We start from the raw sequence: 20,407 nt of genomic DNA, 5'->3' as shown, positions 1-20,407 counted from the left end.
GTCGGTCTCAGGGGCAGCTCAGGGATCGGCCCGGGACGGAACCGCGGAGGACTCGATATCCTCTTAACCCTTACGCGGGCGAGAGTCGTCCCGGCCTGGTAAGGGGCAGCAAGATGATCGAGGCAGTCGGCCTGACCAAGCGCTTCGGCGCCAAGACCGCCGTCGACCAGCTGTCGTTCCAGGTCAGGCCGGGTCACGTGACCGGCTTCCTGGGGCCGAACGGCTCGGGGAAGTCCACCACCATGCGCATGATCGTCGGCCTGGACCGGCCCACGGCCGGTCATGTCACGATCAACGGCCACCCCTTCCGGGAGCTGCCGAACGCCCAGCGGCACGTCGGGGCCCTGCTCGACGCCAAGGCCATGCACGGCGGCCGCCGGGCCCGCACCCACCTGCTGTCCATCGCCCAGCTCTCCGGGATCCCGGAGAAGCGGGTGGACGAGGTGCTGGCCGTGGTCGGCCTCCAGGACGTCGCCCGGCAGCGCACCAAGGGCTTCTCGCTCGGCATGGGCCAGCGGCTCGGCATCGCCACCGCCCTGCTCGGGGACCCCAAGGTGCTGCTGTTCGACGAGCCGGTCAACGGGCTGGACCCGGAGGGCATCCTCTGGGTCCGCAACCTCATGCGCCGGCTGGCCTCCGAGGGCCGCACCGTCCTCGTCTCCTCGCACCTGATGAGCGAGATGGCGCTCACCGCCGACCACCTGATCGTGATCGGCCGGGGGCGGCTGCTGGCCGACATGGGCACCCAGGAGTTCATCACGCACAACTCGGCCGGATTCGCTCGGGTGCGCGCGGCCGACACCGGTCCCCGTGGCCGGGACGCGCTGGGTACGGTGCTCACCGAGGCGGGCGGGCGGGTCCTCCAGGAGCCCGACGGCGCACTGCGCGTAACCGGCCTGGAGCTCCCCCGCATCTCGGACCTCGCGCACCAGGCCGGCGTACGGCTGTGGGAGCTGTCACCGCACCGGGCCTCGCTGGAGGAGGCGTACATGCGGATGACCCAGTCCTCCCTGGAGTACACCTCCACCGAGGACCCGCGGGCCGAGCTGTGGGAGCCCGAGCCGCTGACCGTGCCGGCCTGGGAGGACGGGACGGCCGCCCCCGAGGTCCCGCAGACGGGCTTCTACGCGCCTCCGCCTCCCGGGGCGGACGGCCGGCCCTTCCTGATGCCGAGCGACCCCGGCGAGCTCGCACGGGCCGCCCGCAACACCACCGCAGACAGCCAAGAGGACTCCCGATGACGGCCCCCACGCCCAGCGTCGCGACGACGGCCGCGAAGGGGCGGCCGCAGGACTACAGCTCTCTGCTGCCGACCCCCCGCCCGCACCTCGGACACGCCCTGGCCTCGGAGTGGACCAAGCTGGTCTCGGTGCGCTCCACCCTGTGGACGCTCAGCGCCCTGGTGCTGACGGTCGTCGGCATCGGCATGGTGTTCGTCACGCAGACCCGTTCCACGGACTACGTGCAGATCTCCTTCACCACACCGGCCCTGTTCGGCCTGCTGGTCGGGCAGCTCGCGGTGATGGTCCTCGGCGTGCTGACGATCACCTCGGAGCACGCCAGCGGGCTCGTGCGGACCACCTTCACCGCCGCCCCGGAGCGCCACCGGGTGCTGACCGCGAAGTACCTCGTCTTCGGCATCGCGGCCTTCCTCACCACCGTCGGCTCGGTGTTCGTGGTCGGGATCGCCGCGGCGCTGGTGCACAGCAGCCCCGACGCCGGGGCCCACGAGCTCCGCGAATGGCTCGGCTCGCTGCTGGGCTGCTTCTACGTCACCCTGCTCGGGGTTCTCGCCCTCGCCGTCGGGGCGCTCGTACGGCACTCCGCCGGGGCGATCGCCGTGATGCTGGGCGTGGTCACGCTGCCGCCGGTGATAGGCGCGATGCTCAGCTACTGGGAGGCGTCCGCGCCCGTGGGGCAGGCGATCATCGAGCACAACGCCCCGGTGGCGCTCATGCAGCTGTTCGGGATGCAGGAGGGCGCCATGAACGAGCCGATGCCCAGCACCCTCTCGCACATGGTGATCATCCTGCTCGTGACCGGCGGGGCGGTGGCCGCCTCGTACGTGACGGTCGGCCGCCGGGACGTCTAGGGCCCCCGGCACGTCTAGTACTTCGGCGCGTTGCGGGACCGCTGCACCTTCGAGGTGCGGCGGTCCTTCGCGTTCCAGCAGGCCTTGTGCCAGTGGCGCCGGTCGTCCACGCCGCCGTACTCGGGCCAGGCCACCAGGTGCGGGGTGCCGGAGGGGATCTCCTGGTCGCAGCCGGGGCAGCGGTAGCGCTTGCCCGCCGCGCTCGCGCCCGCGACGTGCCGGACCTTCCACTCCTCGCCCTGGTACTCCTCCGTGCGCTCCAGCCCGTAGCGGTCGAGCCCGGTGCTGGGGCGTTCGTCCGGAGTCTCGCCGCCCCTGGGGCGGTTGTGGCGCGGTGACACGTATACCTCACGGAAGGGCGGACGGCAGTGACTTTCTCCCAGACTACGCGCAGCGGGGCCGGGTACCCGCAGGGTGTTGGGGGAAGGGCGGCCCACCGCAGGGGAGCCGCGGAGCGGCCCCGGGCCACTGGCCCGACAATCCCAATAACTTTCCTGTCAGCCCGTGCCTTTGGCACGTGTCAGACGTTGTTGCCATAGGAAGAACCAGTCCACCTGGGGAGGCCGCGTCAGCCGCGAGGAGGGTGAAGGCGATGCGCGTAGGAGCGTTTGTACTGGCGGCCCAGTTCCCGGGTCAGGGACAGGGAGAGGCACTGCACCGGGCGGTGCGGACCGCCGAGGTGGCCGAGCAGGCCGGACTCGACTCGGTCTGGCTCGCCGAGCACCACTTCGTCCCGTACGGGGTCTGCCCCTCGGCGGTGACGCTGGCGGCCCTGCTGCTGGGCCGGACCCGGCGGCTGCGGGTGGGGACGGCGGTCAGCGTGCTGCCGAGCACCCACCCGGTGGCCCTCGGCGAGCAGGCGGCGCTGCTGCACCTGACCTCGGGCGGGCGGTTCAGCCTCGGGGTGGGCCGGGGCGGGCCGTGGGTCGACCTGGAGGTGTTCGGGGGCGGCCTGGACGCGTACGAGAACGGCTTCCCGGAGGCCCTGGACCTGCTGCGGCGCTGGCTGACGGAGGCGCGGGTGGGCACCGCCGGCGAGCGGTTCGGCTTCCGCGAGGTGGCCGTCGTACCGCGCCCCGCGGAGGCCCTGGACGGGGACACGGCGGGCCCTGAGGTCATCGTGGCCTGCACCTCCCCCTCGTCGGTACGGCTGGCCGCGCGGCGGGGGCTGCCCATGTTGCTCGGCATGCACTGCGGGGACGAGGACAAGGCCGGCATGGTCGCGCTGTGGCGGTCGACGGCCCTGGCGGCGGGCCACCGCCCGGAGTTCGTCGCCGGCGCGGGCCACGTCTCCGCCGGGGTCTGCCAGCTGGCGGACCGTACGGCGGACGCGCGCGAGACGCTGCTGAAGGCGCTGCCGGGCTGGCTCAAGCAGGGCCTGGACGCCCATGTGACCGTGGACGGCCGGGTACGCGCGATGCGGGACCCGGTCGCCTACACGGAACTCCTGTGCGACCTGCACCCGGTGGGGACCCCGGAGCTGGCGCTGGACCGGCTGGCGGCCACCTCCGAGCGGACCGGCATCACGCGCTTCGCCCTCCTGACGGAGGGCTCGGGCGATCTCGCCGCGACGGAGGAGAACGTACGGCGCCTCGGCGCCGAAGTCCTGCCCCGTCTCGGCTGAGACCTACCTGCCGGCGGTGCCGGGTGCCGTCCGGCCCGGTCGGCCGGACAGCACTGCTAGCAGTCCCGCAGCCCGGGCGACTGGTTGAGCAGCTGGCCGCGGATCGAAGTGAACTTGGCCAGCCGGTCGTCCACCGAGGAGTCCAGCGGGAACACCGCTACCCGGTGACAGTTCTGGAACGCCAGGCGCACTCCGAAGTGCCGCTGCAGAGCACCGCGTATCGCGTCGCTCGCGAGAGCGCGCAGCAGCTGGCCGCGCGCCTGCTCGTCAGGCGGCGGCGTCTGGTTGTCGGCGAACTGTCCGCCGTCCACCTTCAACTGGGCCACCAGAGAGCTGATCATCTCCCATGCGTAAGGCAGGGAGGTCCGGACGCAGTCGACGAAAGCGGCTTCGTCGACCTCGCCTCGCTCGGCCTGTTCGAGTAGGGCCGGTGAGACGTCGAGCGACATGGGTTCTCCTCTCGTGACCCCGGCGCTCTGGGTTGCCGGAGTCTTACGGGCAGGGAAGGAGGCCGCGACGCAGCGTGCACGCTCCGCAACCTCCCGCTCACCACGGTAGGCGCCCCATGGGTGACGCACCAGGAGAATGCGCATACAACGCGCCATCGTCGAAGGGGGCTTTCAGGGGCGAATCGCGTGGAGCGCCGTCCGTCGAGTAGCGTTGCCGACCATGCGTCTCGTCATTGCCCGCTGCTCCGTCGACTACGCGGGCCGGCTCACCGCCCATCTGCCCTCGGCACCCCGTCTGATCCTCGTGAAGGCCGACGGCAGTGTCTCGATCCACGCGGACGACCGGGCGTACAAACCGCTCAACTGGATGTCGCCCCCGTGCACCCTCAAAGAGGGGAGCGGTGACGACGCCGGCGTGTGGACCGTCGTCAACAAGGCGGGCGAGAAGCTCATCATCACCATGGAGGAAGTCCTCCACGACTCCTCCCACGAGCTCGGCACCGACCCGGGGCTCATCAAGGACGGCGTGGAAGCACACCTCCAGGAGCTCCTCGCGGACCGCATCGAAACGCTGGGCGAGGGTTACACGCTGATCCGGCGCGAGTACATGACGGCGATCGGGCCGGTCGACATCCTGTGCCGGGACGCCTCCGGCGCGACGGTGGCGGTGGAGATCAAGCGGCGCGGCGAGATCGACGGCGTCGAGCAGCTGACCCGCTACCTGGAGCTCCTGAACCGCGACCCGCACCTGGCCCCGGTCCGCGGCGTCTTCGCCGCCCAGGAGATCAAGCCGCAGGCCAAGGTCCTGGCGACGGACCGCGGGATGGACTGCGTGGTCCTGGACTACAACGCGATGCGCGGCATCGAGGACGACAAGCTGCGGCTGTTCTGACCCGCCTTCCCTCCCGCCTCCTCACCACGGCTCCGTCCCCCGGGACGGAGCCGCCGGCGTTCAGGGACCGGTGGCGGTGGCCGTCGCCGTGCCCGTACCGGTGCCCGCGGTGGCCGTGGGCGTCGGCTGGGCGGTCTCCGTCTGCGTCGGCGTCGGAGAGGGCTCCGTGGAGGTGGGCGGCGGCGAGACCGGCGGGGAGGCCGGGGGCTGCGGCGCGGTGGACTGCGGGCGGCGCGAGGGCGTGCGGGACGGCGTACGGCCCGGGGTGGCGCCGGACGTCTCCCCCGGGGCGGTGGACTCCGGGGTCGGCTCCGCCGGGTCGGAGGGCTCCTGTGCAGGATCGTTCCCGCTGGGCTCCGGCGCCACCGGCGCGGTCGCCGGACGCGTCGGGGTGGCCGACACCGCCGGACTCTGCGTCGCGGGCGGGTTCGCGGTGTCGGAGGAACTCAGCGCGAGGCTCACCACCGTGCCCAGCGCGACCACGGCGAGCGCGCCCGCCCCGGCCAGCAGCGCCCGGCGCCGACGCGCGGCCGCGGCGTCGGGGGCCGGTCCGGGGGCGGTACGGGGGGCCGCGGCGGGGTCGGGCTTCGGGGTGATCGGGAAGGCGTCCTCGAACACCTCCGACAGGGTCGAGGGGGTCGAGTCCTGGCGCCGGATCACGGGCACCACCGGGGACACCCGCGTGACGGCGTCGGAGTCGACACCGCCGGGCGCCCCGGAGCCGGAGGCCCCCGGGCCGGTTCCCCCGGCCAGGCCGCTCCCGGTACCCAGGGCGGTTCCCACGCCCGGGCCGCCGGCGCCCAGACGGCTCCCCGGGCCCGGCCCGGCCCCGACGTTCAGGCCGCTCGCCGCGCCCGAGCCGGTCCCAGCGGCCGGGCCGCCGCCGACCCCCTGGCCGGTCCCTGCACCCGGGCCGGTCCCAGCGCCCGGTCCTGTTCCAACAAGGCCAGTTCCAGCGCCCGGGCCGGTCCCTGCCCCCAAGCCGGTTCCAGCGCCCTGGCCGCTCCCTCCGCCCAAGCCGGTTCCAGCGCCCAAGCCGCTCCCTGCCCCCAAGCCGGTTCCAGCGCCCTGGCCGCTCCCTGCCCCCAAGCCGGTCCCTGCGCCCAAGCCGGTTCCAGCGCCCTGGCCGGTCCCAGCCCTCGGTCCTGTTCCAACAGGGCCGGTTCCAGCGCCCAGCCCGCTCCCTGCGGCCAAGCCTGTTCCAGGGCCCTGGCCGACCCCTGCGCCCAAGCCGGTCCCTGCGCCGAGGACTCCCCCGGCAGCCGGCCCGGTCGGGCCGGGCAGGGCTGGCAGGCCCTTTCCGGCCGCCAGGCCTGCGCCCGCGGCGGAGCCGGTCGGGGCGGACAGCGCGGGCGGGGCCGTCACGCCGGCGGGGCCGGAGGCCGCGGCGGGGCCAGGCGCCCCGGCGGAGCCAGGCACCCCGGCGGGACCAGGCGCCCCGGCGGAGCCGGCCACGGCCGGCGGTTCCAGGCGCAGCGGCGGCGACACGGCCGCCCCCGCGGCCACCGCCTCCTGGTCCACGACCAGCGCCAGCGCCCGGCGGCCCGCCACCGTGCCCCGCTTGTCGGCCAGCGCCCCGCGCAGCCCGATCGAGGTCTCCAGCTCGGCCCGCGCCCGGTCCAGGCGTCCCTCGCACAGGGCGAGCACGCCGAGTTCGTGGTGGAAGTACGCCTGCTCGGCGACCTCCCCCGCCTTGCGCGCGGCCTCGGCGCCCGAGCGCAGCACCCGCTCCCAGGCCTCCCAGTGCAGCGAGGCCGCGAAGGCCGGGGCGGCCGTCCGCGCCAGCAGCACCGCCGCCACCACGTCCGCGCCGGACAGCGCGCAGAGCACCGCGTCCGCCTCGGCCGCGACCCGCTCCGGGGTCACCGAGGAGTGCCCGGTCCACCAGGCGTAGTGCCGGGCTGCCGTGCGGGCCTCCTCGGCCGCGGTCTCCCCGTACCCGACCTCCTCCAGCTGCCGGGCGACGCCCGCGGCCAGCCGGTAGCGCGTGCCGACCGGGGTGAGCAGCCCGCAGTCCAGCAGTTCCGCCACCGCCGCGTCGGCGTGGGTGTCCCCCACCAGGGCCGGCAGGTGCGCGTGGTACGGCAGCTCCCCGCCCAGCGCGCACGCGATCCGCAGGGCGGCGCGGGCCGACTCGCTGACCCGCGAGGCCAGCAGCTCCGCGGGGGCCGCGCCCTCGGCGAGCGTCGGCAGCGGCACCTCCACGGCCTCACGGGGGCGCTCGTCGAAGACGCCGGGCTCCTCCTCGTCGTCGTCCTCGTCGGTGTGGTTGAGCTCGTCGCGCTGCCGCAGCATCGCGGCGGCCTGCACGAAGCGCAGCGGGAGGCCTTCCGAGGCGAACCGCAGATCGGTGGCCCAGGCGGTCTCCGGATCCGTCAGCGGCCGGCCCAGGCGCGTCTCCAGCAGCGCGAGGCAGTCGGCCTTGCCCAGTCCGGCGAGGAAGACCTCCTCGAGGTGCGAGTCGTCGGAGGGGGACCGGGTGTCGGGGGTGGCGGCGAGCAGGTAGGCGCACTCGGGGGTGGCGTGCAGCAGCTCGTCGAGGGCGGGCCCGCCCATCTCCAGGTCGTCGAGGAGGACGATGGCGCCGATGTCCCGTACGCGGGCCAGGAGTTCGATGCGGTCGGGCCGCCGGCCCGGGGCCTCGTACACGGTCGCGTACAGCGCGTGGAGCAGCTCGCCGGGCTGCTGGTGCCCGTGGCCGGAGAGCCGTACCACTCCGTCGGGGGCGAGGCCCGCGCACCGGTCGGCGACCGCGTCCAGCAGGGCGGTGCGGCCGGAGCCCGAGGGTCCGGTGAGCCGTACGGACCGGCCCCGGCCCAGCAGCCGTACCAGCCGCTCCCGCTCCTCGTCGCGCTCCAGCAGCGGCCGGACGCGGGCGGGGACGCCGGGCAGGACGGGCGGCCGGGCGGCGGCGTCCCGGGCGGCGCGGGCGGCCGCGTCGCGCTTGGCGGGGCGGCCGGGGCGCGTACCGGGCCGGAGCGGCTCGATCTCGCTGCCGTCGACCGGGTTGACGGTGAGGGTGAAGTCACCGGCGGTGAGGGTGACGACCCGCGCGGGCGCCGTCGGCGCGGGCGGCGGCGTGGAGCCGGCTGCCGCGGGCAGCGCGGCGGCGCCTCCGGACTGCTCCTCCGGAGTGGCCTGCCGCTGTATGTGGTCCATGACCATGTCCCCCGATCGCGCCGTGCGCCTCGCCGTCGTACCGCCCGGCCTTCGCACACGCCGCTGCCGCTACTGGTCCGGTTTCCGCCCGAACCCTAGACCGTGGCCGGTCGTGGGCGGAACCGTGGGGGTGCCATCACCACCGGACCGTTACGTTTCAGCAGGAAAACGGAACGGTCAGTTCACACCCGGGGCAGGGACTCCGCTTCCAGTCCGCCCTCGATCGAGAGGATCCGGTGCAGCCGGGTGGCCACCAGCAGCCGCTGCATCTGCGGCGGCACCCCGCGCAGCACCAGGCGGCGCCCGGTCCGGCCGGCCCTGCGGTGCGCGCCCATGATCACGCCGAGGCCGGTCGCGTCCCAGGAGTCGAGCCCGGTGAGGTCGAGCACGAGGTCGCCGTGGCCGTCGTCGAGGGCGGAGTGCAGGACCGTACGGGCGTCCGCCGCGCTGCGCACGTCGAGGCGACCCCCGACGACGAGTTCGGCGTGGTCGCCCCTGATGTGCATGTGTACTCCCGGCGGTACTGCGATACGTGTGGTCCGACTGGTCCGTGGTCGGCAACTCTCACTGCAACTGACTGCCGCACGGGCAGGGAAGTTGCCGACCGTGAGCGAACCGATACCTAATTCACCCTGAGGGGTGAAGGTGTTCGAACAAGGGTGCTCAGTGGTTGCGGCCTTGCGGGCCGGGCTTCAGTGCTTGTAGAAGCCCTGTCCGCTCTTGCGGCCGATGTCCCCGGCGTCCACCATCCGGCGCATGAGCTCCGGCGGGGCGAACTTCTCGTCCTGGGACTCGGTGTAGATGTTGCTGGTGGCGTGCAGCAGGATGTCGACGCCCGTGAGGTCGGCGGTGGCCAGCGGGCCCATCGCGTGCCCGAAGCCCAGCTTGCACGCGATGTCGATGTCCTCGGCGGAGGCCACGCCGGATTCGTACAGCTTGGCGGCCTCGACGACGAGCGCGGAGATCAGACGCGTCGTCACGAAACCGGCGACGTCGCGGTTGACGACGATGCAGGTCTTGCCGACGGACTCGGCGAACGCGCGGGTGGCGGCCAGGGTTTCGTCGCTCGTCTTGTATCCGCGGACGAGCTCGCACAGCTGCATCATCGGGACGGGCGAGAAGAAGTGCGCGCCGACGACCCGTTCCGGACGCTCCGTCACGGCCGCGATCTTGGTGATCGGGATGGCGGAGGTGTTGGAGGCGAGGATGGCGTCCTCACGGACGATCTTGTCGAGGGCCCGGAAGATCTCGTGCTTGATCTCGATCTTCTCGAAGGCGGCCTCGACGACGATGTCGACGTCGGCGACGGCGTCGAGGTCGGTCGTGGTCGTGATGCGCGCGAGGGCCGCCTCGGCGTCCTCGGCCGACAGCTTGCCCTTGGAGACGAACTTGTCGTACGAGGCCTTGATCCCGTCCGTGCCCCGGGTCAGCGCGGCGTCGGTGACGTCGCGCAGGACGACGTCCCAGCCCGCCTGAGCGGAGACCTGAGCGATCCCGGACCCCATCAAGCCGGCACCGATGACGGCAAGCTTCCCAGCCACTGCACACCCCATGTTCCTGAAATTGGCACGGTTTCAAAAAGGCCCGGCCTCGGAGGGCCCGGTCTCGTAGCCACTCCGGCGGAGACTAGCGCCCGGCCGGTGCGGTGTGACCGTGAAGTAACACGCGTCACGTCTCAGATGACGGACATCACACCGGTACGGCCCAGCAGCACGGCGGCTGCCCGCAGTTGGCCCGGACTACCCTGGCGGCATGGTGAACCTCACGCGCATCTACACCCGTACCGGCGACAAGGGCACGACCGCGCTCGGCGACATGAGCCGCACGGCCAAGACCGACCTGCGGATCTCCGCGTACGCCGACGCCAACGAGGCCAATGCGGCGATCGGGACCGCGATCGCGCTCGGCAGCCTGCCGGCGGAGGTCGTGAAGGTCCTGGTACGGGTGCAGAACGACCTTTTCGACGTCGGCGCGGACCTGTGCACCCCGGTGGTCGAGGACCCGCAGTACCCTCCACTGCGCGTCGAGCAGTTCTACATCGACAAGCTGGAGGCGGACTGCGACGTCTTCAACGAGGAGCTGGAGAAGCTGCGCAGCTTCATCCTCCCCGGCGGCTCCCCCGGCGCCGCCCTCCTGCACCAGGCCTGCACGGTGGTCCGCCGCGCCGAGCGCTCCACCTGGTCGGCGCTGGAGGTGCACGGCGAGGTGATGAACCCGCTGACCGCCACCTACCTGAACCGCCTGTCCGACCTCCTGTTCATCCTGGCCCGTACGGCCAACAAGGAGGTCGGAGACGTGCTGTGGGTGCCCGGCGGCGAGCGCTGACCGGTGCGCGGCCCGCGCCGCGGCCGGACGGCCCAGCCGGGGCCCGGCCCTGGGCCCGCTAGGAGACCTGGCCCGCGGGGGCCTTTTTCGGCCACACCGTGTAGGCGACGGCGACCAGGGCGTGGATGCCGACCACCCGCAGGGCGCCGTACTGCCACGCCTGGAGCGAGCTGACGTCGCCCGCGTCCCCGACGTACCAGATGGCGGCTTGGAGGAGGCCGAGGGCGACGGCCGCCGCGACCACGGTCCGGATCCACAGCCGCCACTCGTGGGCGGCCCTCGCCTTGCCGTATCCGGCGCCGGCCGGCTTGGGCCCGCCGGCCAGCCGGTACGCGGCATGGCCGTCGAGCCACTTGATCGTGTAGTGGCCGTAGGCGACGGTGTAGCCGATGTACAGCGCGGCGAGACCGTGCTTCCAGTCCGGCTCGGCGCCGTTCTTGAGGTCGAGCGTGGTGACCACCAGCAGGACCAGCTCCATCACCGGCTCGCACAGCAGGACCGCCGCGCCCAGCCGGGGCATCTTCGCGAGGTAGCGCAGGGCGAGGCCGGCGACCAGCAGCACCCAGAAGCCCACCTCACAGGCGATGATCAGCGCGACGATCACGGGACTCTCCGTTCCACTCGGGACTGACGCTTCCCCTCCAGGCTCCCGTGCGGTGCGGCCCGTTTCCTCGTCGCCGGTGAGGAAAGGCGGCTGCATCCTTCGATGTACTGGCAACTCGGCCTCTCCGCCGAGGTCGGCGCCCCGCGCACCCTGTTGGATGGGAACGTGACCACGAAGAGCCTGCGCCCCCACCGCCACGACGTCCTCCTGGCCGTGGTCAGCCTGCTCGCGGGCCTGGTCATGTGGTCGCTGGGCGTCTACAGCAGCAGCGTCCGGCACCTCCTGCCCGCCTGGGCCGCCCTGATCCCCCTCGTGGCGCTCTCCGCCATGGAGCTCTTGCGCCGCTCCCGGCCGTCGCTGGCCCTGGCCGTCGGCACCCTCGGCGTGATCGCCAACGAGTTCACGGTCGGCAGCCTCATCACCATCCTGATCTACACCGACCTGATGTACGCGGCCGTCGTGTACGGCTCGCCCGCCGCGGCCCGGCGGCTCCCGATCAGCACCGGACTGGTCACGGTGGCCGTCACCATCGGCTTCCTGGCCTGGCTGCGCACACCGCAGGCCCTGCTGATCGGCGTGGTCACCGGCCTGGTCAGCTTCGCCCCGGCACTGACCGGCGCCACCCTGCGCAACCACCGCGAGGCGGCCGTGGCCGCCCGGCTGCGTGCCGAGCAGACGGCGCTGCTGGCCGAGATGGACCGCAGCCAGGCCGTCGCCGCCGAGCGCGCCCGGATGGCCCGGGAGCTGCACGACATGGTGGCCAACCACCTCTCCGCCATCGCCATCCACTCCACCGCCGCGCTCTCCATCGACCAGGCCGACACCAGCCGGGAGGCGCTCGGGGTGATCCGGGAGAACAGCGTCCAGGGCCTGGCCGAGATGCGGCGCCTGATCGGGCTGCTGCGGGACGCCGGAGCCGGGCAGGAGGCGGTCGCACTGCCCTCGCTGGACGGCCTGGACGCCCTGCTGGGGCAGGCCCGTACGAACGGATCGGGGAGCGGCCTGGAGTTCGTACTGCACGACGACCGGCCGCCGGAGGAGGGCGCACTGCCGACCCCGGTGGAGCTGGCCGCGTACCGGATCGTCCAGGAGTCGCTCACCAACGCCCTCAAGCACGCGGTAGCGGGCACGGTCACGGTCCGCGTGGCCCGGGCCGACGGCCGGCTGACGGTGGCGGTGGACTCCCCCTACGGACAGCGCCCGGGCCCGCGGGCCCCCGGCTCCGGCGCCGGCCTGATCGGCATGCGGGAGCGGGCGGAGCTGCTGGGCGGGGAGTTCTCGGCGGGCCCGTCGGGCGACATGTGGCACGTGCGGGCGAACCTGCCCGCCGAGGAGAAGGCGGTGGAGGCATGACCATCAGGGTGGTGGTGGCGGATGACCAGAGCGCGGTGCGCGCCGGGCTGGTCCTGATCCTGCGCAGTGCGGGCGGCATCGAGGTGGTGGGCGAGGCCGCCGACGGGGAGGAGGCGGTGCGCCTGGCCCGGGAGCTGCGGCCGGACCTCGTCCTGATGGACGTGCAGATGCCGAGGCTCGACGGGGTGTCCGCGACCCGCCAGGTGGTCGGGGAAGGGCTGGCCGACGTACTCGTGCTGACCACCTTCGACCTCGACGAGTACGTCTTCGGGGCGCTGCGGGCGGGGGCCGCGGGTTTCCTGCTGAAGAACGCGGAGGCCGCGGAGCTGGTCGAGGCGGTACGGACGGTCGCGCGCGGGGAGGGCCTGATCGCCCCGGCGGTGACCCGGCGGCTGATCGCGGAGTTCGCGGCTCCGGCGCTCCCGGCCCGGCCCGCCGCCCCGCCGGCCCTGGAGACGCTGACCCGCCGCGAGCGCGAGGTCCTGTCGTGTCTGGGCGCGGGGCTGTCGAACGCGGAGATCGCCCTGCGCCTGGACATGGCGGAGGCGACGGCGAAGACGCACGTCAGCCGGCTCCTGAGCAAGCTCGAGCTGCGCAGCCGCGTCCAAGCAGCCGTCCTGGCACAGGAGTTGGGCCTGTAGCGCTGGGGTTCGGCGGTCCGCCCGGGGAAGTTCCGGCATGAGGTCTGGACCTCTTGACGCTTGGTCCAGACCTTTCTACGCTCACCGCAAACAACTGTGGTGAGCGTGCCATGACAAAGCGTGCTCACGGGCGGCGCAGGTCCCACCCCCATGTCGAAGTCGGCCCCACGACCACGACGGACCTACGGAGGATCACCCTTGAGCACAGCATCCCCACCCCGCACCAGGCGTACCCGGTTCTTCACGCGCGTCGCGGCCGTCGTGGCCGCCCTCGCCCTGCCCGTCACCGGGCTCGTCGTGCTGGCCGGCCCCGCGCAGGCCGCCACGTCCGCGACCGCGACGTACACCAAGGTGTCCGACTGGGGCACCGGCTTCGAGGGCAAGTGGACGGTGAAGAACACCGGCACCACCACCATCTCCTCGTGGACCGTCGAGTGGGACTACCCGGCCGGTACCGCGGTCACCTCCGCCTGGGACGCCACCGTCACCAGCTCCGGCACCCACTGGACCGGCAAGAACGTCGGCTGGAACGGCACCCTCGCCCCCGGCGGTAGCGCCAGCTTCGGATTCAACGGCAGCGGCAGCGGCTCCCCCAGCGGCTGCAAGATCAACGGCGTCTCCTGCGACGGCACCCAGCCGGGCGACACTCCCCCCACCGCGCCCGGCGCCCCCACCGCCGCCAACGTCACCGAGACCTCGCTCTCCCTGAGCTGGACCCCGGCCACCGACGACAAGGGCGTCAAGAACTACGACGTCTACCGCGGCGGCGCCAAGATCGCGACCGTCACCGGCACCGGCTACGCCGACTCCGGCCTGACCAAGGGCACGACGTACACCTACACCGTCACCGCCCGGGACACCGTCGACCAGACCGGCCCCTCCTCCGGCGGCCTGTCGGTGACCACCTCCGGCGGCACCCAGCCCCCGGACCCCGGGGGCAAGGTCAAGCTCGGCTACTTCACCGAATGGGGCGTCTACGGGCGCAACTACCACGTGAAGAACCTGGTCACCTCGGGTTCGGCGAGCAAGATCACCCACATCAACTACGCCTTCGGCAACGTCCAGAACGGCCAGTGCACCATCGGTGACGCCTACGCCGACTACGACAAGGCCTACACCGCCGACCAGAGCGTCGACGGCGTGGCCGACACCTGGGACCAGCCGCTGCGCGGCAACTTCAACCAGCTGCGCAAGCTGAAGAAGGCCTACCCCCACATCAAGGTGCTGTGGTCCTTCGGCGGCTGGACCTGGTCCGGCGGCTTCCCGCAGGCCGCGGCCAACCCCGCCGCCTTCGCCCAGTCCTGCTACAACCTCGTCGAGGACCCGCGCTGGGCCGACGTGTTCGACGGGATCGACCTGGACTGGGAGTACCCGAACGCCTGCGGCCTGTCCTGCGACACCAGCGGCCCGGCCGCCTTCAAGAACCTGATGCAGGCGACCCGGGCCAAGTTCGGCGCGAACAACCTGGTCACCGCCGCCATCACCGCCGACGCCTCCAGCGGAGGCAAGATCGACGCGGCCGACTACGCCGGCGCCGCGCAGTACGTCGACTTCTACAACGTCATGACCTACGACTTCTTCGGCGCCTGGGCGGCGCAGGGCCCGACGGCCCCGCACTCCCCGCTCACCTCCTACACGGGCATCCCGCAGGCCGGCTTCACCTCGGCCGACGCCATCGCCAAGCTCAAGGCCAAGGGCGTGGCGGGCTCGAAGCTCAACCTCGGCATCGGCTTCTACGGCCGCGGCTGGACCGGCGTCACCCAGGCCGCACCCGGCGGCACGGCCACCGGACCGGCCCCGGGCACCTACGAGCAGGGCATCGAGGACTACAAGGTGCTCAAGAACAGCTGCCCGGCCACCGGCACCATCGCCGGCACGGCCTACGCCAAGTGCGGCAGCAACTGGTGGAGCTACGACACCCCCGCCACCATCGCCGGGAAGATGGCCTGGGCCAAGCAGCAGGGCCTCAAGGGAGCGTTCTTCTGGGAGTTCAGCGGCGACACGGGCAACGGTGAGCTCGCGAACGCCATCCACACCGGGCTCCAGTAGGAAGACCGAAGCCGGGGAGACGGGTCCGCCCCCGTCTCCCCGGCTTCTCCACGTCCAGAACGCGGCGATGCGCGTCAGGCGACGTTCACCCGCTGCCCGGGCGGCGCCGCCTCGAGCCACGCCAGGAAACCGGTCAGCGCGTCCTCGCTCATCGCCAGCTCCAGGCGCGTGCCCCGGTGCACACAGCCGAGCACGACGGCGTCGGAGAGCAGGGCCAGCTCCTCCTCGCCCTCGGGGGCACGGCGGGCGACGACCTCGATGGAGGAGCGCTCCAGCAGCCGGCGCGGGCGGGGCGAGTACGAGAACACCCGGAACCACTCGATGCGGTCGCCGCTGTAGCGCGCGACCCCGTACACCCAGCCCTTGCCGGAGGTGTCGGTCTCCTCGGGCACTCCCCAGCGCATGCTGCAGTCGAAGGTGCCGCCGGAGCGCTGGATGAGTCTGCGGCGCAGGCCGAAGACAAACAGCCCGATCACCACCAGGGCTACGACCAGGCCGCTCACAAGCAGAGCGAGGAGCATCTTCACCGACCTCCTCGCTCATCGAATACCGCATGCCAAAAAAACGACCTGCATCGCCTCAGCCGCGACCCGGTCTGGAAAACTCCAGAACGGACCGCGGCTGAGGTTTGCCGAGCCCCGGAGGTCGCCCTCCGGCACTCAGCGGTTCAAACTCCGACGGGTGTTCAGCCCGTTACGGCGCGCAGCCGGACATCCGCGCGACGCTCGGCGGCCGCATCGGCCTCCGACTTCGCGCGCTCCAGTGCCCGCTCCGCACGCTGGACGTCGATCTCGTCCGCGAGCTCGGCGATCTCGGCCAGCAGCGACAGCTTGTTGTCCGCGAACGAGATGAATCCGCCGTGCACCGCCGCGACGACGGTGTTGCCGTCGCTGGTGCGGATGGTCACAGGGCCCGATTCCAGCACACCGAGAAGCGGCTGGTGACCGGGCATGACGCCGATGTCGCCGGACGTGGTGCGGGCGACAACAAGGGTGGCCTCGCCGGACCAGACATTGCGGTCCGCCGCGACCAGCTCGACGTGCAGCTCAGCAGCCAAGGTGGCTCCTCGGGTCACCACCCGGCGGGTCAGCCGGGTGTTGGGTCAAATTCTAATGGGCGTGGGGAGAGGGACGGGACACACCCGCCCCTCTCCGTGGAACCTTCGAACCGGATGCGCCCCTCGCGGAGCGCGCCGGATCAGGAGACGCCCAGCTCCTTGGCGTTGGCCTTCAGGTCCTCGATGCCACCGCACAGGAAGAACGCCTGCTCGGGGAAGTGGTCGTAGTCACCATCGCAGATCGCGTTGAACGCGGTGATCGACTCGTCGAGCGGGACGTCCGAACCGTCCACACCGGTGAACTGCTTCGCCACGTGGGTGTTCTGCGACAGGAAGCGCTCGACGCGACGGGCACGGTGGACAACGAGCTTGTCCTCCTCGCCCAGCTCGTCGATACCGAGGATCGCGATGATGTCCTGGAGGTCCTTGTACTTCTGCAGGATCCCCTTGACGCGCATCGCCGTGGCGTAGTGGTCCGCCGCGATGTACCGCGGGTCGAGGATGCGGGACGTCGAGTCCAGCGGGTCCACGGCCGGGTAGATGCCCTTCTCGGAGATCGGACGGGAGAGAACCGTCGTCGCGTCGAGGTGGGCGAAGGTGGTCGCCGGCGCCGGGTCGGTCAGGTCGTCCGCGGGGACGTAGATCGCCTGCATCGAGGTGATCGAGTGACCACGGGTCGAGGTGATGCGCTCCTGGAGGAGACCCATCTCGTCGGCCAGGTTCGGCTGGTAACCCACCGCGGAGGGCATACGGCCGAGCAGGGTCGACACCTCGGAACCCGCCTGGGTGTACCGGAAGATGTTGTCGATGAAGAACAGCACGTCCTGCTTCTGCACATCGCGGAAGTACTCCGCCATGGTCAGACCGGCGAGCGCGACGCGCAGACGGGTGCCCGGGGGCTCGTCCATCTGGCCGAAGACGAGGGCCGTCTTGTCGATGACGCCCGAGTCGGCCATTTCCTCGATGAGGTCGTTGCCCTCACGGGTACGCTCACCGACGCCCGCGAAGACCGACACACCGTCGTGGTTGTTGGCGACGCGGTAGATCATTTCCTGGATCAGAACGGTCTTGCCGACACCGGCACCACCGAACAGACCGATCTTTCCACCCTTGACGTACGGGGTGAGGAGGTCGATGACCTTGACGCCGGTCTCGAACATCTCGGTCTTCGACTCGAGCTCGTCGAAGCGGGGCGCCTTGCGGTGGATCGGCCAGCGCTCGGTGACGTTGGCGTTCTCCTCCGGGTAGTTCAGCACCTCACCGAGGGTGTTGAACACCTTGCCCTTGGTGAAGTCACCGACGGGGACGGTGATGCCCTCGCCCGTGTCGGTCACCGGGGCCTGGCGGACCAGGCCGTCGGTCGGCTGCATCGAGATGGTACGGACGAGGCCGTCACCCAGGTGCTGCGCGACCTCGAGGGTCAGGGTCTTCAGTGCGCCGTCCTCGGCCGGGTCGGAGACCTGGACCTTGAGGGCGTTGTAGATCTCGGGCATCGCGTCGACGGGGAACTCCACGTCGACGACCGGGCCGATGACCCGGGCGACGCGGCCCGTGGCGGCGGCCGTCTCAACAGTGGTCGTCATTACTTGTCACTCCCCGCGGTCGCGTCTGCCATGGCGCTGGCGCCACCGACGATCTCGCTGATTTCCTGGGTGATTTCGGCCTGGCGGGCCGCGTTGGCAAGCCGGGAGAGGCTCTTGATGAGATCCCCGGCGTTGTCGGTGGCCGACTTCATCGCGCGGCGGCGGGCGGCGTGCTCGGAAGCGGCCGACTGCAGCAGCGCGTTGTAGATGCGGCTCTCGACGTAGCGCGGCAGCAGGGCGTCGAGGACGTCCTCCGCCGACGGCTCGAAGTCGAACAGCGGAAGGATCTCGCCCTTCGCGCCGGTCTCCTCCTCTGCCTTCTCAAGGCTGAGCGGCAGCATCCGACCGTCCACCGGGTTCTGCGTCATCATCGACACGAATTCCGTGTAGACGATGTGCAGCTCGTCGACGCCGCCCTCGGCCGTCTCCGTCTGGATGGCCTCGATCAGCGGCCCGGCGACGCGCTTGGCGTCGGCATAGGCCGGGCTGTCGGTGAAGCCGGTCCACGAATCCGCGACCTTGCGCTCGCGGAAGCCGTAGTAGGCCAGACCCTTGCGGCCGACGATGTAGGTGTCGACGTCCTTGCCCTCAGCGCGCAGCCGCTCGGTGAGCCGCTCCGCCTGCTTGATGGCGTTCGAGGAGTAGCCGCCGGCCAGACCGCGGTCGCTCGTGATGAGCAGGACCGCGGCGCGGGTCGGCGTCTCGACCTCGGTGGTCAGGGCGTGCTTGGTGTTCGAGCCGGTCGCCACCGCGGTCACCGCACGGGTGAGCTCGGTCGCGTACGGCATCGATGCCGCCACCTTGCGCTGCGCCTTGACGATGCGCGAGGCGGCGATCATCTCCATCGCCTTGGTGATCTTCTTGGTCGCCGTGATGGCACGGATGCGACGCTTGTAGACCCGGAGCTGCGCTCCCATGAGTCAGGTCCCTTCCGTCGTCACTTGGAGACGTTGACGGCCGGTGCGTCCTCGCCCAGGAGCTTGCCGTCCGAGGTCTCGAACTGGCGCTTGAAGGCAGCGATGGCGTCAGCGATGGAGGACAGGGTGTCGTCCGACATCTTGCCGCCGTCGGCGATGGAGGTGAGGAGGTCCTTGCGCTCGCGGCGCAGGTGCTCCAGCAGCTCCGACTCGAAGCGACGGATGTCGTTGACCGGGACGTCGTCCATCTTGCCGGTGGTACCGGCCCAGACGGAGACGACCTGCTCCTCGACGGGCATCGGCTGGTACTGGCCCTGCTTCAGCAGCTCGACCAGGCGCTTGCCGCGCTCCAGCGAGGCCTTCGAGGCGGCGTCCAGGTCGGAACCGAAGGCGGCGAACGCCTCCAGCTCGCGGTACTGGGCGAGGTCCAGGCGCAGACGGCCGGAGACCTGCTTCATGGCCTTGTGCTGGGCGGAGCCACCGACGCGGGAGACCGAGATACCGACGTTCAGCGCCGGGCGCTGGCCCGCGTTGAACAGGTCGGACTCCAGGAAGCACTGGCCGTCGGTGATGGAGATGACGTTGGTCGGGATGAACGCCGACACGTCGTTCGCCTTGGTCTCGACGATCGGCAGACCGGTCATCGAGCCGGCACCCATGTCGTCGGAGAGCTTCGCGCAGCGCTCCAGCAGACGGGAGTGCAGGTAGAAGACGTCACCCGGGTAGGCCTCACGGCCCGGCGGGCGGCGCAGCAGCAGCGACACGGCGCGGTAGGCGTCGGCCTGCTTCGACAGGTCGTCGAAGATGATCAGGACGTGCTTGCCGGCGTACATCCAGTGCTGGCCGATGGCGGAACCGGTGTACGGCGCCAGGTACTTGAAGCCGGCCGGGTCGGACGCCGGGGCGGCGACGATCGTCGTGTACTCGAGCGCGCCGGCGTCTTCCAGGGCGCCGCGAACGGACGCGATGGTCGAGCCCTTCTGGCCGATGGCGACGTAGATGCAGCGGACCTGCTTGTTCACGTCGCCCGAGCGCCAGTTGTCGCGCTGGTTGATGATCGTGTCGACGGCCAGCGCGGTCTTGCCGGTCTGGCGGTCACCGATGATCAGCTGACGCTGGCCACGGCCGACCGGCACCATGGCGTCGATGGCCTTGTAGCCGGTCTGCATCGGCTCGTGGACCGACTTGCGGATCATGACGCCGGGCGCCTGCAGCTCGAGGGCGCGGCGGCCTTCGGTCGCGATCTCGCCGAGACCGTCGATCGGGTTGCCGAGCGGGTCGACAACGCGGCCGAGGTAGCCCTCGCCGACGCCGACGGAGAGAACCTCACCGGTGCGCTGCACCGGCTGGCCCTCCTCGATACCGCTGAACTCGCCGAGGACGACCGCACCGATCTCGCGCTCCTCGAGGTTGAGGGCGAGACCGAGGGTGCCGTCCTCGAACTTCAGCAGCTCGTTCGCCATGGCGGAGGGCAGGCCCTCCACCTTCGCGATGCCGTCGCCGGCAACGCTGACCGTTCCGACCTCCTCGCGCGAGGCCGCGTCCGGCTGGTACGACTGGACAAAGTTCTCCAGTGCGTCCCGGATCTCCTCCGGCCGGATCGTGAGCTCCGCCATCTGGGTTCCCTGCTCTCCTTGTTGGGCCTGAAGCTTCTTAGGGGTC

19 protein-coding genes are annotated in these 20,407 nt (G+C 71.6%); 8 read left to right on the top strand and 11 right to left on the bottom strand.

The window, feature by feature from the left end; all coding sequences use genetic code 11:
• Positions 1 to 113 precede the first annotated feature (113 nt).
• Both AB0D66_RS04340 and AB0D66_RS04335 read left to right on the top strand, forming a co-directional pair.
• Positions 114 to 1,241: an ABC transporter ATP-binding protein gene (locus tag AB0D66_RS04340; RefSeq protein ID WP_362296376.1), complete on the top strand. Its 1,128-nt coding sequence runs from the start codon at positions 114 to 116 to the stop codon at positions 1,239 to 1,241.
• On the top strand, positions 1,238 to 2,092 hold the full coding sequence (locus AB0D66_RS04335) for an ABC transporter permease (RefSeq protein ID WP_362296373.1): 855 nt from the start codon (positions 1,238 to 1,240) through the stop codon (positions 2,090 to 2,092). The genes AB0D66_RS04340 and AB0D66_RS04335 overlap by 4 nt, the downstream gene beginning before the upstream one ends.
• A 14-nt stretch (positions 2,093 to 2,106) precedes the next feature.
• Here AB0D66_RS04335 and AB0D66_RS04330 read toward each other — a convergent pair whose 3' ends face one another.
• Positions 2,107 to 2,433, bottom strand: a complete 327-nt coding sequence (locus AB0D66_RS04330; protein WP_351769669.1) for an ATP/GTP-binding protein — start codon at positions 2,431 to 2,433, stop codon at positions 2,107 to 2,109.
• A 251-nt stretch (positions 2,434 to 2,684) separates the two neighbouring features.
• Between AB0D66_RS04330 and AB0D66_RS04325 the strand changes: the two genes are divergently transcribed.
• Positions 2,685 to 3,716: an LLM class flavin-dependent oxidoreductase gene (locus tag AB0D66_RS04325; RefSeq protein WP_362296370.1), complete on the top strand. Its 1,032-nt coding sequence runs from the start codon at positions 2,685 to 2,687 to the stop codon at positions 3,714 to 3,716.
• Between the two features lie 56 nt (positions 3,717 to 3,772).
• Here the strand turns inward: AB0D66_RS04325 and AB0D66_RS04320 are convergent, their stop codons facing one another.
• Positions 3,773 to 4,165: an SCO5389 family protein gene (locus tag AB0D66_RS04320; RefSeq protein ID WP_362296368.1), complete on the bottom strand. Its 393-nt coding sequence runs from the start codon at positions 4,163 to 4,165 to the stop codon at positions 3,773 to 3,775.
• Positions 4,166 to 4,385: 220 nt separating this feature from the next.
• Between AB0D66_RS04320 and nucS the strand changes: the two genes are divergently transcribed.
• Positions 4,386 to 5,057 carry an endonuclease NucS gene (gene nucS / locus AB0D66_RS04315; RefSeq protein ID WP_362296365.1) on the top strand — a complete coding sequence of 224 codons (672 nt, stop codon included), beginning with the start codon at positions 4,386 to 4,388 and terminating at the stop codon, positions 5,055 to 5,057.
• A gap of 60 nt (positions 5,058 to 5,117) precedes the next feature.
• Here nucS and AB0D66_RS04310 read toward each other — a convergent pair whose 3' ends face one another.
• The 3 genes from AB0D66_RS04310 to AB0D66_RS04300 all read right to left on the bottom strand — a co-directional run bounded on the left by AB0D66_RS04310 (position 5,118) and on the right by AB0D66_RS04300 (position 9,757).
• Positions 5,118 to 8,216 carry an ATP-binding protein gene (locus tag AB0D66_RS04310; protein ID WP_362296362.1) on the bottom strand — a complete coding sequence of 1,033 codons (3,099 nt, stop codon included), beginning with the start codon at positions 8,214 to 8,216 and terminating at the stop codon, positions 5,118 to 5,120.
• A gap of 182 nt (positions 8,217 to 8,398) precedes the next feature.
• Positions 8,399 to 8,722 carry an STAS domain-containing protein gene (locus AB0D66_RS04305; RefSeq protein WP_069921974.1) on the bottom strand — a complete coding sequence of 108 codons (324 nt, stop codon included), beginning with the start codon at positions 8,720 to 8,722 and terminating at the stop codon, positions 8,399 to 8,401.
• A 186-nt stretch (positions 8,723 to 8,908) separates the two neighbouring features.
• Entirely contained in the window at positions 8,909 to 9,757 is an 849-nt protein-coding gene (locus AB0D66_RS04300; RefSeq protein ID WP_362296358.1) for a 3-hydroxyacyl-CoA dehydrogenase family protein, read from the bottom strand.
• Between the two features lie 211 nt (positions 9,758 to 9,968).
• Between AB0D66_RS04300 and AB0D66_RS04295 the strand changes: the two genes are divergently transcribed.
• Positions 9,969 to 10,541, top strand: a complete 573-nt coding sequence (locus AB0D66_RS04295; protein WP_362296355.1) for a cob(I)yrinic acid a,c-diamide adenosyltransferase — start codon at positions 9,969 to 9,971, stop codon at positions 10,539 to 10,541.
• Between the two features lie 58 nt (positions 10,542 to 10,599).
• Here AB0D66_RS04295 and AB0D66_RS04290 read toward each other — a convergent pair whose 3' ends face one another.
• The gene (locus tag AB0D66_RS04290) at positions 10,600 to 11,145 is read right to left on the bottom strand and encodes a hypothetical protein (RefSeq protein WP_362296352.1); all 546 of its coding nucleotides are present in this window, start codon (positions 11,143 to 11,145) and stop codon (positions 10,600 to 10,602) included.
• A gap of 153 nt (positions 11,146 to 11,298) precedes the next feature.
• Here AB0D66_RS04290 and AB0D66_RS04285 point away from each other — a divergent pair, with 153 nt between their 5' ends.
• The 3 genes from AB0D66_RS04285 (at position 11,299) to AB0D66_RS04275 (ending at position 15,188) form a co-directional block, all read left to right on the top strand.
• A complete protein-coding gene (locus AB0D66_RS04285) occupies positions 11,299 to 12,498 on the top strand; it encodes a histidine kinase (RefSeq protein ID WP_362296738.1) in 1,200 nt (399 codons plus the stop codon).
• The gene (locus tag AB0D66_RS04280; RefSeq protein WP_362296349.1) at positions 12,495 to 13,139 is read left to right on the top strand and encodes a response regulator transcription factor; all 645 of its coding nucleotides are present in this window, start codon (positions 12,495 to 12,497) and stop codon (positions 13,137 to 13,139) included. The genes AB0D66_RS04285 and AB0D66_RS04280 overlap by 4 nt, the downstream gene beginning before the upstream one ends.
• Positions 13,140 to 13,289: 150 nt before the next feature.
• Positions 13,290 to 15,188, top strand: a complete 1,899-nt coding sequence (locus tag AB0D66_RS04275) for a glycosyl hydrolase family 18 protein (protein WP_362296346.1) — start codon at positions 13,290 to 13,292, stop codon at positions 15,186 to 15,188.
• Between the two features lie 74 nt (positions 15,189 to 15,262).
• Here AB0D66_RS04275 and AB0D66_RS04270 read toward each other — a convergent pair whose 3' ends face one another.
• From AB0D66_RS04270 to atpA, 5 genes are all read right to left on the bottom strand, one after another.
• Entirely contained in the window at positions 15,263 to 15,709 is a 447-nt protein-coding gene (locus tag AB0D66_RS04270; protein WP_215148874.1) for a DUF2550 domain-containing protein, read from the bottom strand.
• A gap of 164 nt (positions 15,710 to 15,873) precedes the next feature.
• A complete protein-coding gene (locus AB0D66_RS04265) occupies positions 15,874 to 16,245 on the bottom strand; it encodes a F0F1 ATP synthase subunit epsilon (protein WP_030720897.1) in 372 nt (123 codons plus the stop codon).
• A gap of 140 nt (positions 16,246 to 16,385) precedes the next feature.
• Positions 16,386 to 17,828, bottom strand: a complete 1,443-nt coding sequence (gene atpD, locus AB0D66_RS04260; protein WP_030008700.1) for a F0F1 ATP synthase subunit beta — start codon at positions 17,826 to 17,828, stop codon at positions 16,386 to 16,388.
• Positions 17,828 to 18,745 (bottom strand): F0F1 ATP synthase subunit gamma, encoded by a 918-nt coding sequence (locus AB0D66_RS04255; RefSeq protein WP_362296341.1) that lies wholly within the window; start codon positions 18,743 to 18,745, stop codon positions 17,828 to 17,830. Before AB0D66_RS04255 ends, atpD begins: the two co-directional genes overlap by 1 nt.
• Before the next feature lie 20 nt (positions 18,746 to 18,765).
• On the bottom strand, positions 18,766 to 20,361 hold the full coding sequence (gene atpA, locus AB0D66_RS04250; protein ID WP_362296338.1) for a F0F1 ATP synthase subunit alpha: 1,596 nt from the start codon (positions 20,359 to 20,361) through the stop codon (positions 18,766 to 18,768).
• Between the last annotated feature and the right edge of the window lie 46 nt (positions 20,362 to 20,407).

Origin of the sequence: Streptomyces sp. NPDC048270, assembly GCF_040652335.1 — a bacterium.
Taxonomy (GTDB): Bacteria; Actinomycetota; Actinomycetes; order Streptomycetales; family Streptomycetaceae; genus Streptomyces.
The sequence above is the reverse complement of the archived record's forward strand: the minus strand, read 5'-3'. Positions and strand labels throughout refer to the sequence as shown.

What these genes read in the sequence shown, in the direction of transcription:
- AB0D66_RS04340 (WP_362296376.1), top strand. Translation starts at nt 114, where the DNA reads ATGATCGAGGCAGTCGGCCTGACCAAGCGCTTCGGCGCCAAGACCGCC.
- AB0D66_RS04335 (WP_362296373.1), top strand. Translation starts at nt 1,238, where the DNA reads ATGACGGCCCCCACGCCCAGCGTCGCGACGACGGCCGCGAAGGGGCGG.
- AB0D66_RS04325 (WP_362296370.1), top strand. Translation starts at nt 2,685, where the DNA reads ATGCGCGTAGGAGCGTTTGTACTGGCGGCCCAGTTCCCGGGTCAGGGA.
- AB0D66_RS04320 (WP_362296368.1), bottom strand. Translation starts at nt 4,165, where the DNA reads ATGTCGCTCGACGTCTCACCGGCCCTACTCGAACAGGCCGAGCGAGGC.
- nucS (WP_362296365.1), top strand. Translation starts at nt 4,386, where the DNA reads ATGCGTCTCGTCATTGCCCGCTGCTCCGTCGACTACGCGGGCCGGCTC.
- AB0D66_RS04310 (WP_362296362.1), bottom strand. Translation starts at nt 8,216, where the DNA reads ATGGACCACATACAGCGGCAGGCCACTCCGGAGGAGCAGTCCGGAGGC.
- AB0D66_RS04305 (WP_069921974.1), bottom strand. Translation starts at nt 8,722, where the DNA reads ATGCACATCAGGGGCGACCACGCCGAACTCGTCGTCGGGGGTCGCCTC.
- AB0D66_RS04295 (WP_362296355.1), top strand. Translation starts at nt 9,969, where the DNA reads ATGGTGAACCTCACGCGCATCTACACCCGTACCGGCGACAAGGGCACG.
- AB0D66_RS04280 (WP_362296349.1), top strand. Translation starts at nt 12,495, where the DNA reads ATGACCATCAGGGTGGTGGTGGCGGATGACCAGAGCGCGGTGCGCGCC.
- AB0D66_RS04275 (WP_362296346.1), top strand. Translation starts at nt 13,290, where the DNA reads ATGTCGAAGTCGGCCCCACGACCACGACGGACCTACGGAGGATCACCC.
- AB0D66_RS04270 (WP_215148874.1), bottom strand. Translation starts at nt 15,709, where the DNA reads ATGCTCCTCGCTCTGCTTGTGAGCGGCCTGGTCGTAGCCCTGGTGGTG.
- atpD (WP_030008700.1), bottom strand. Translation starts at nt 17,828, where the DNA reads ATGACGACCACTGTTGAGACGGCCGCCGCCACGGGCCGCGTCGCCCGG.
- AB0D66_RS04255 (WP_362296341.1), bottom strand. Translation starts at nt 18,745, where the DNA reads ATGGGAGCGCAGCTCCGGGTCTACAAGCGTCGCATCCGTGCCATCACG.
- atpA (WP_362296338.1), bottom strand. Translation starts at nt 20,361, where the DNA reads ATGGCGGAGCTCACGATCCGGCCGGAGGAGATCCGGGACGCACTGGAG.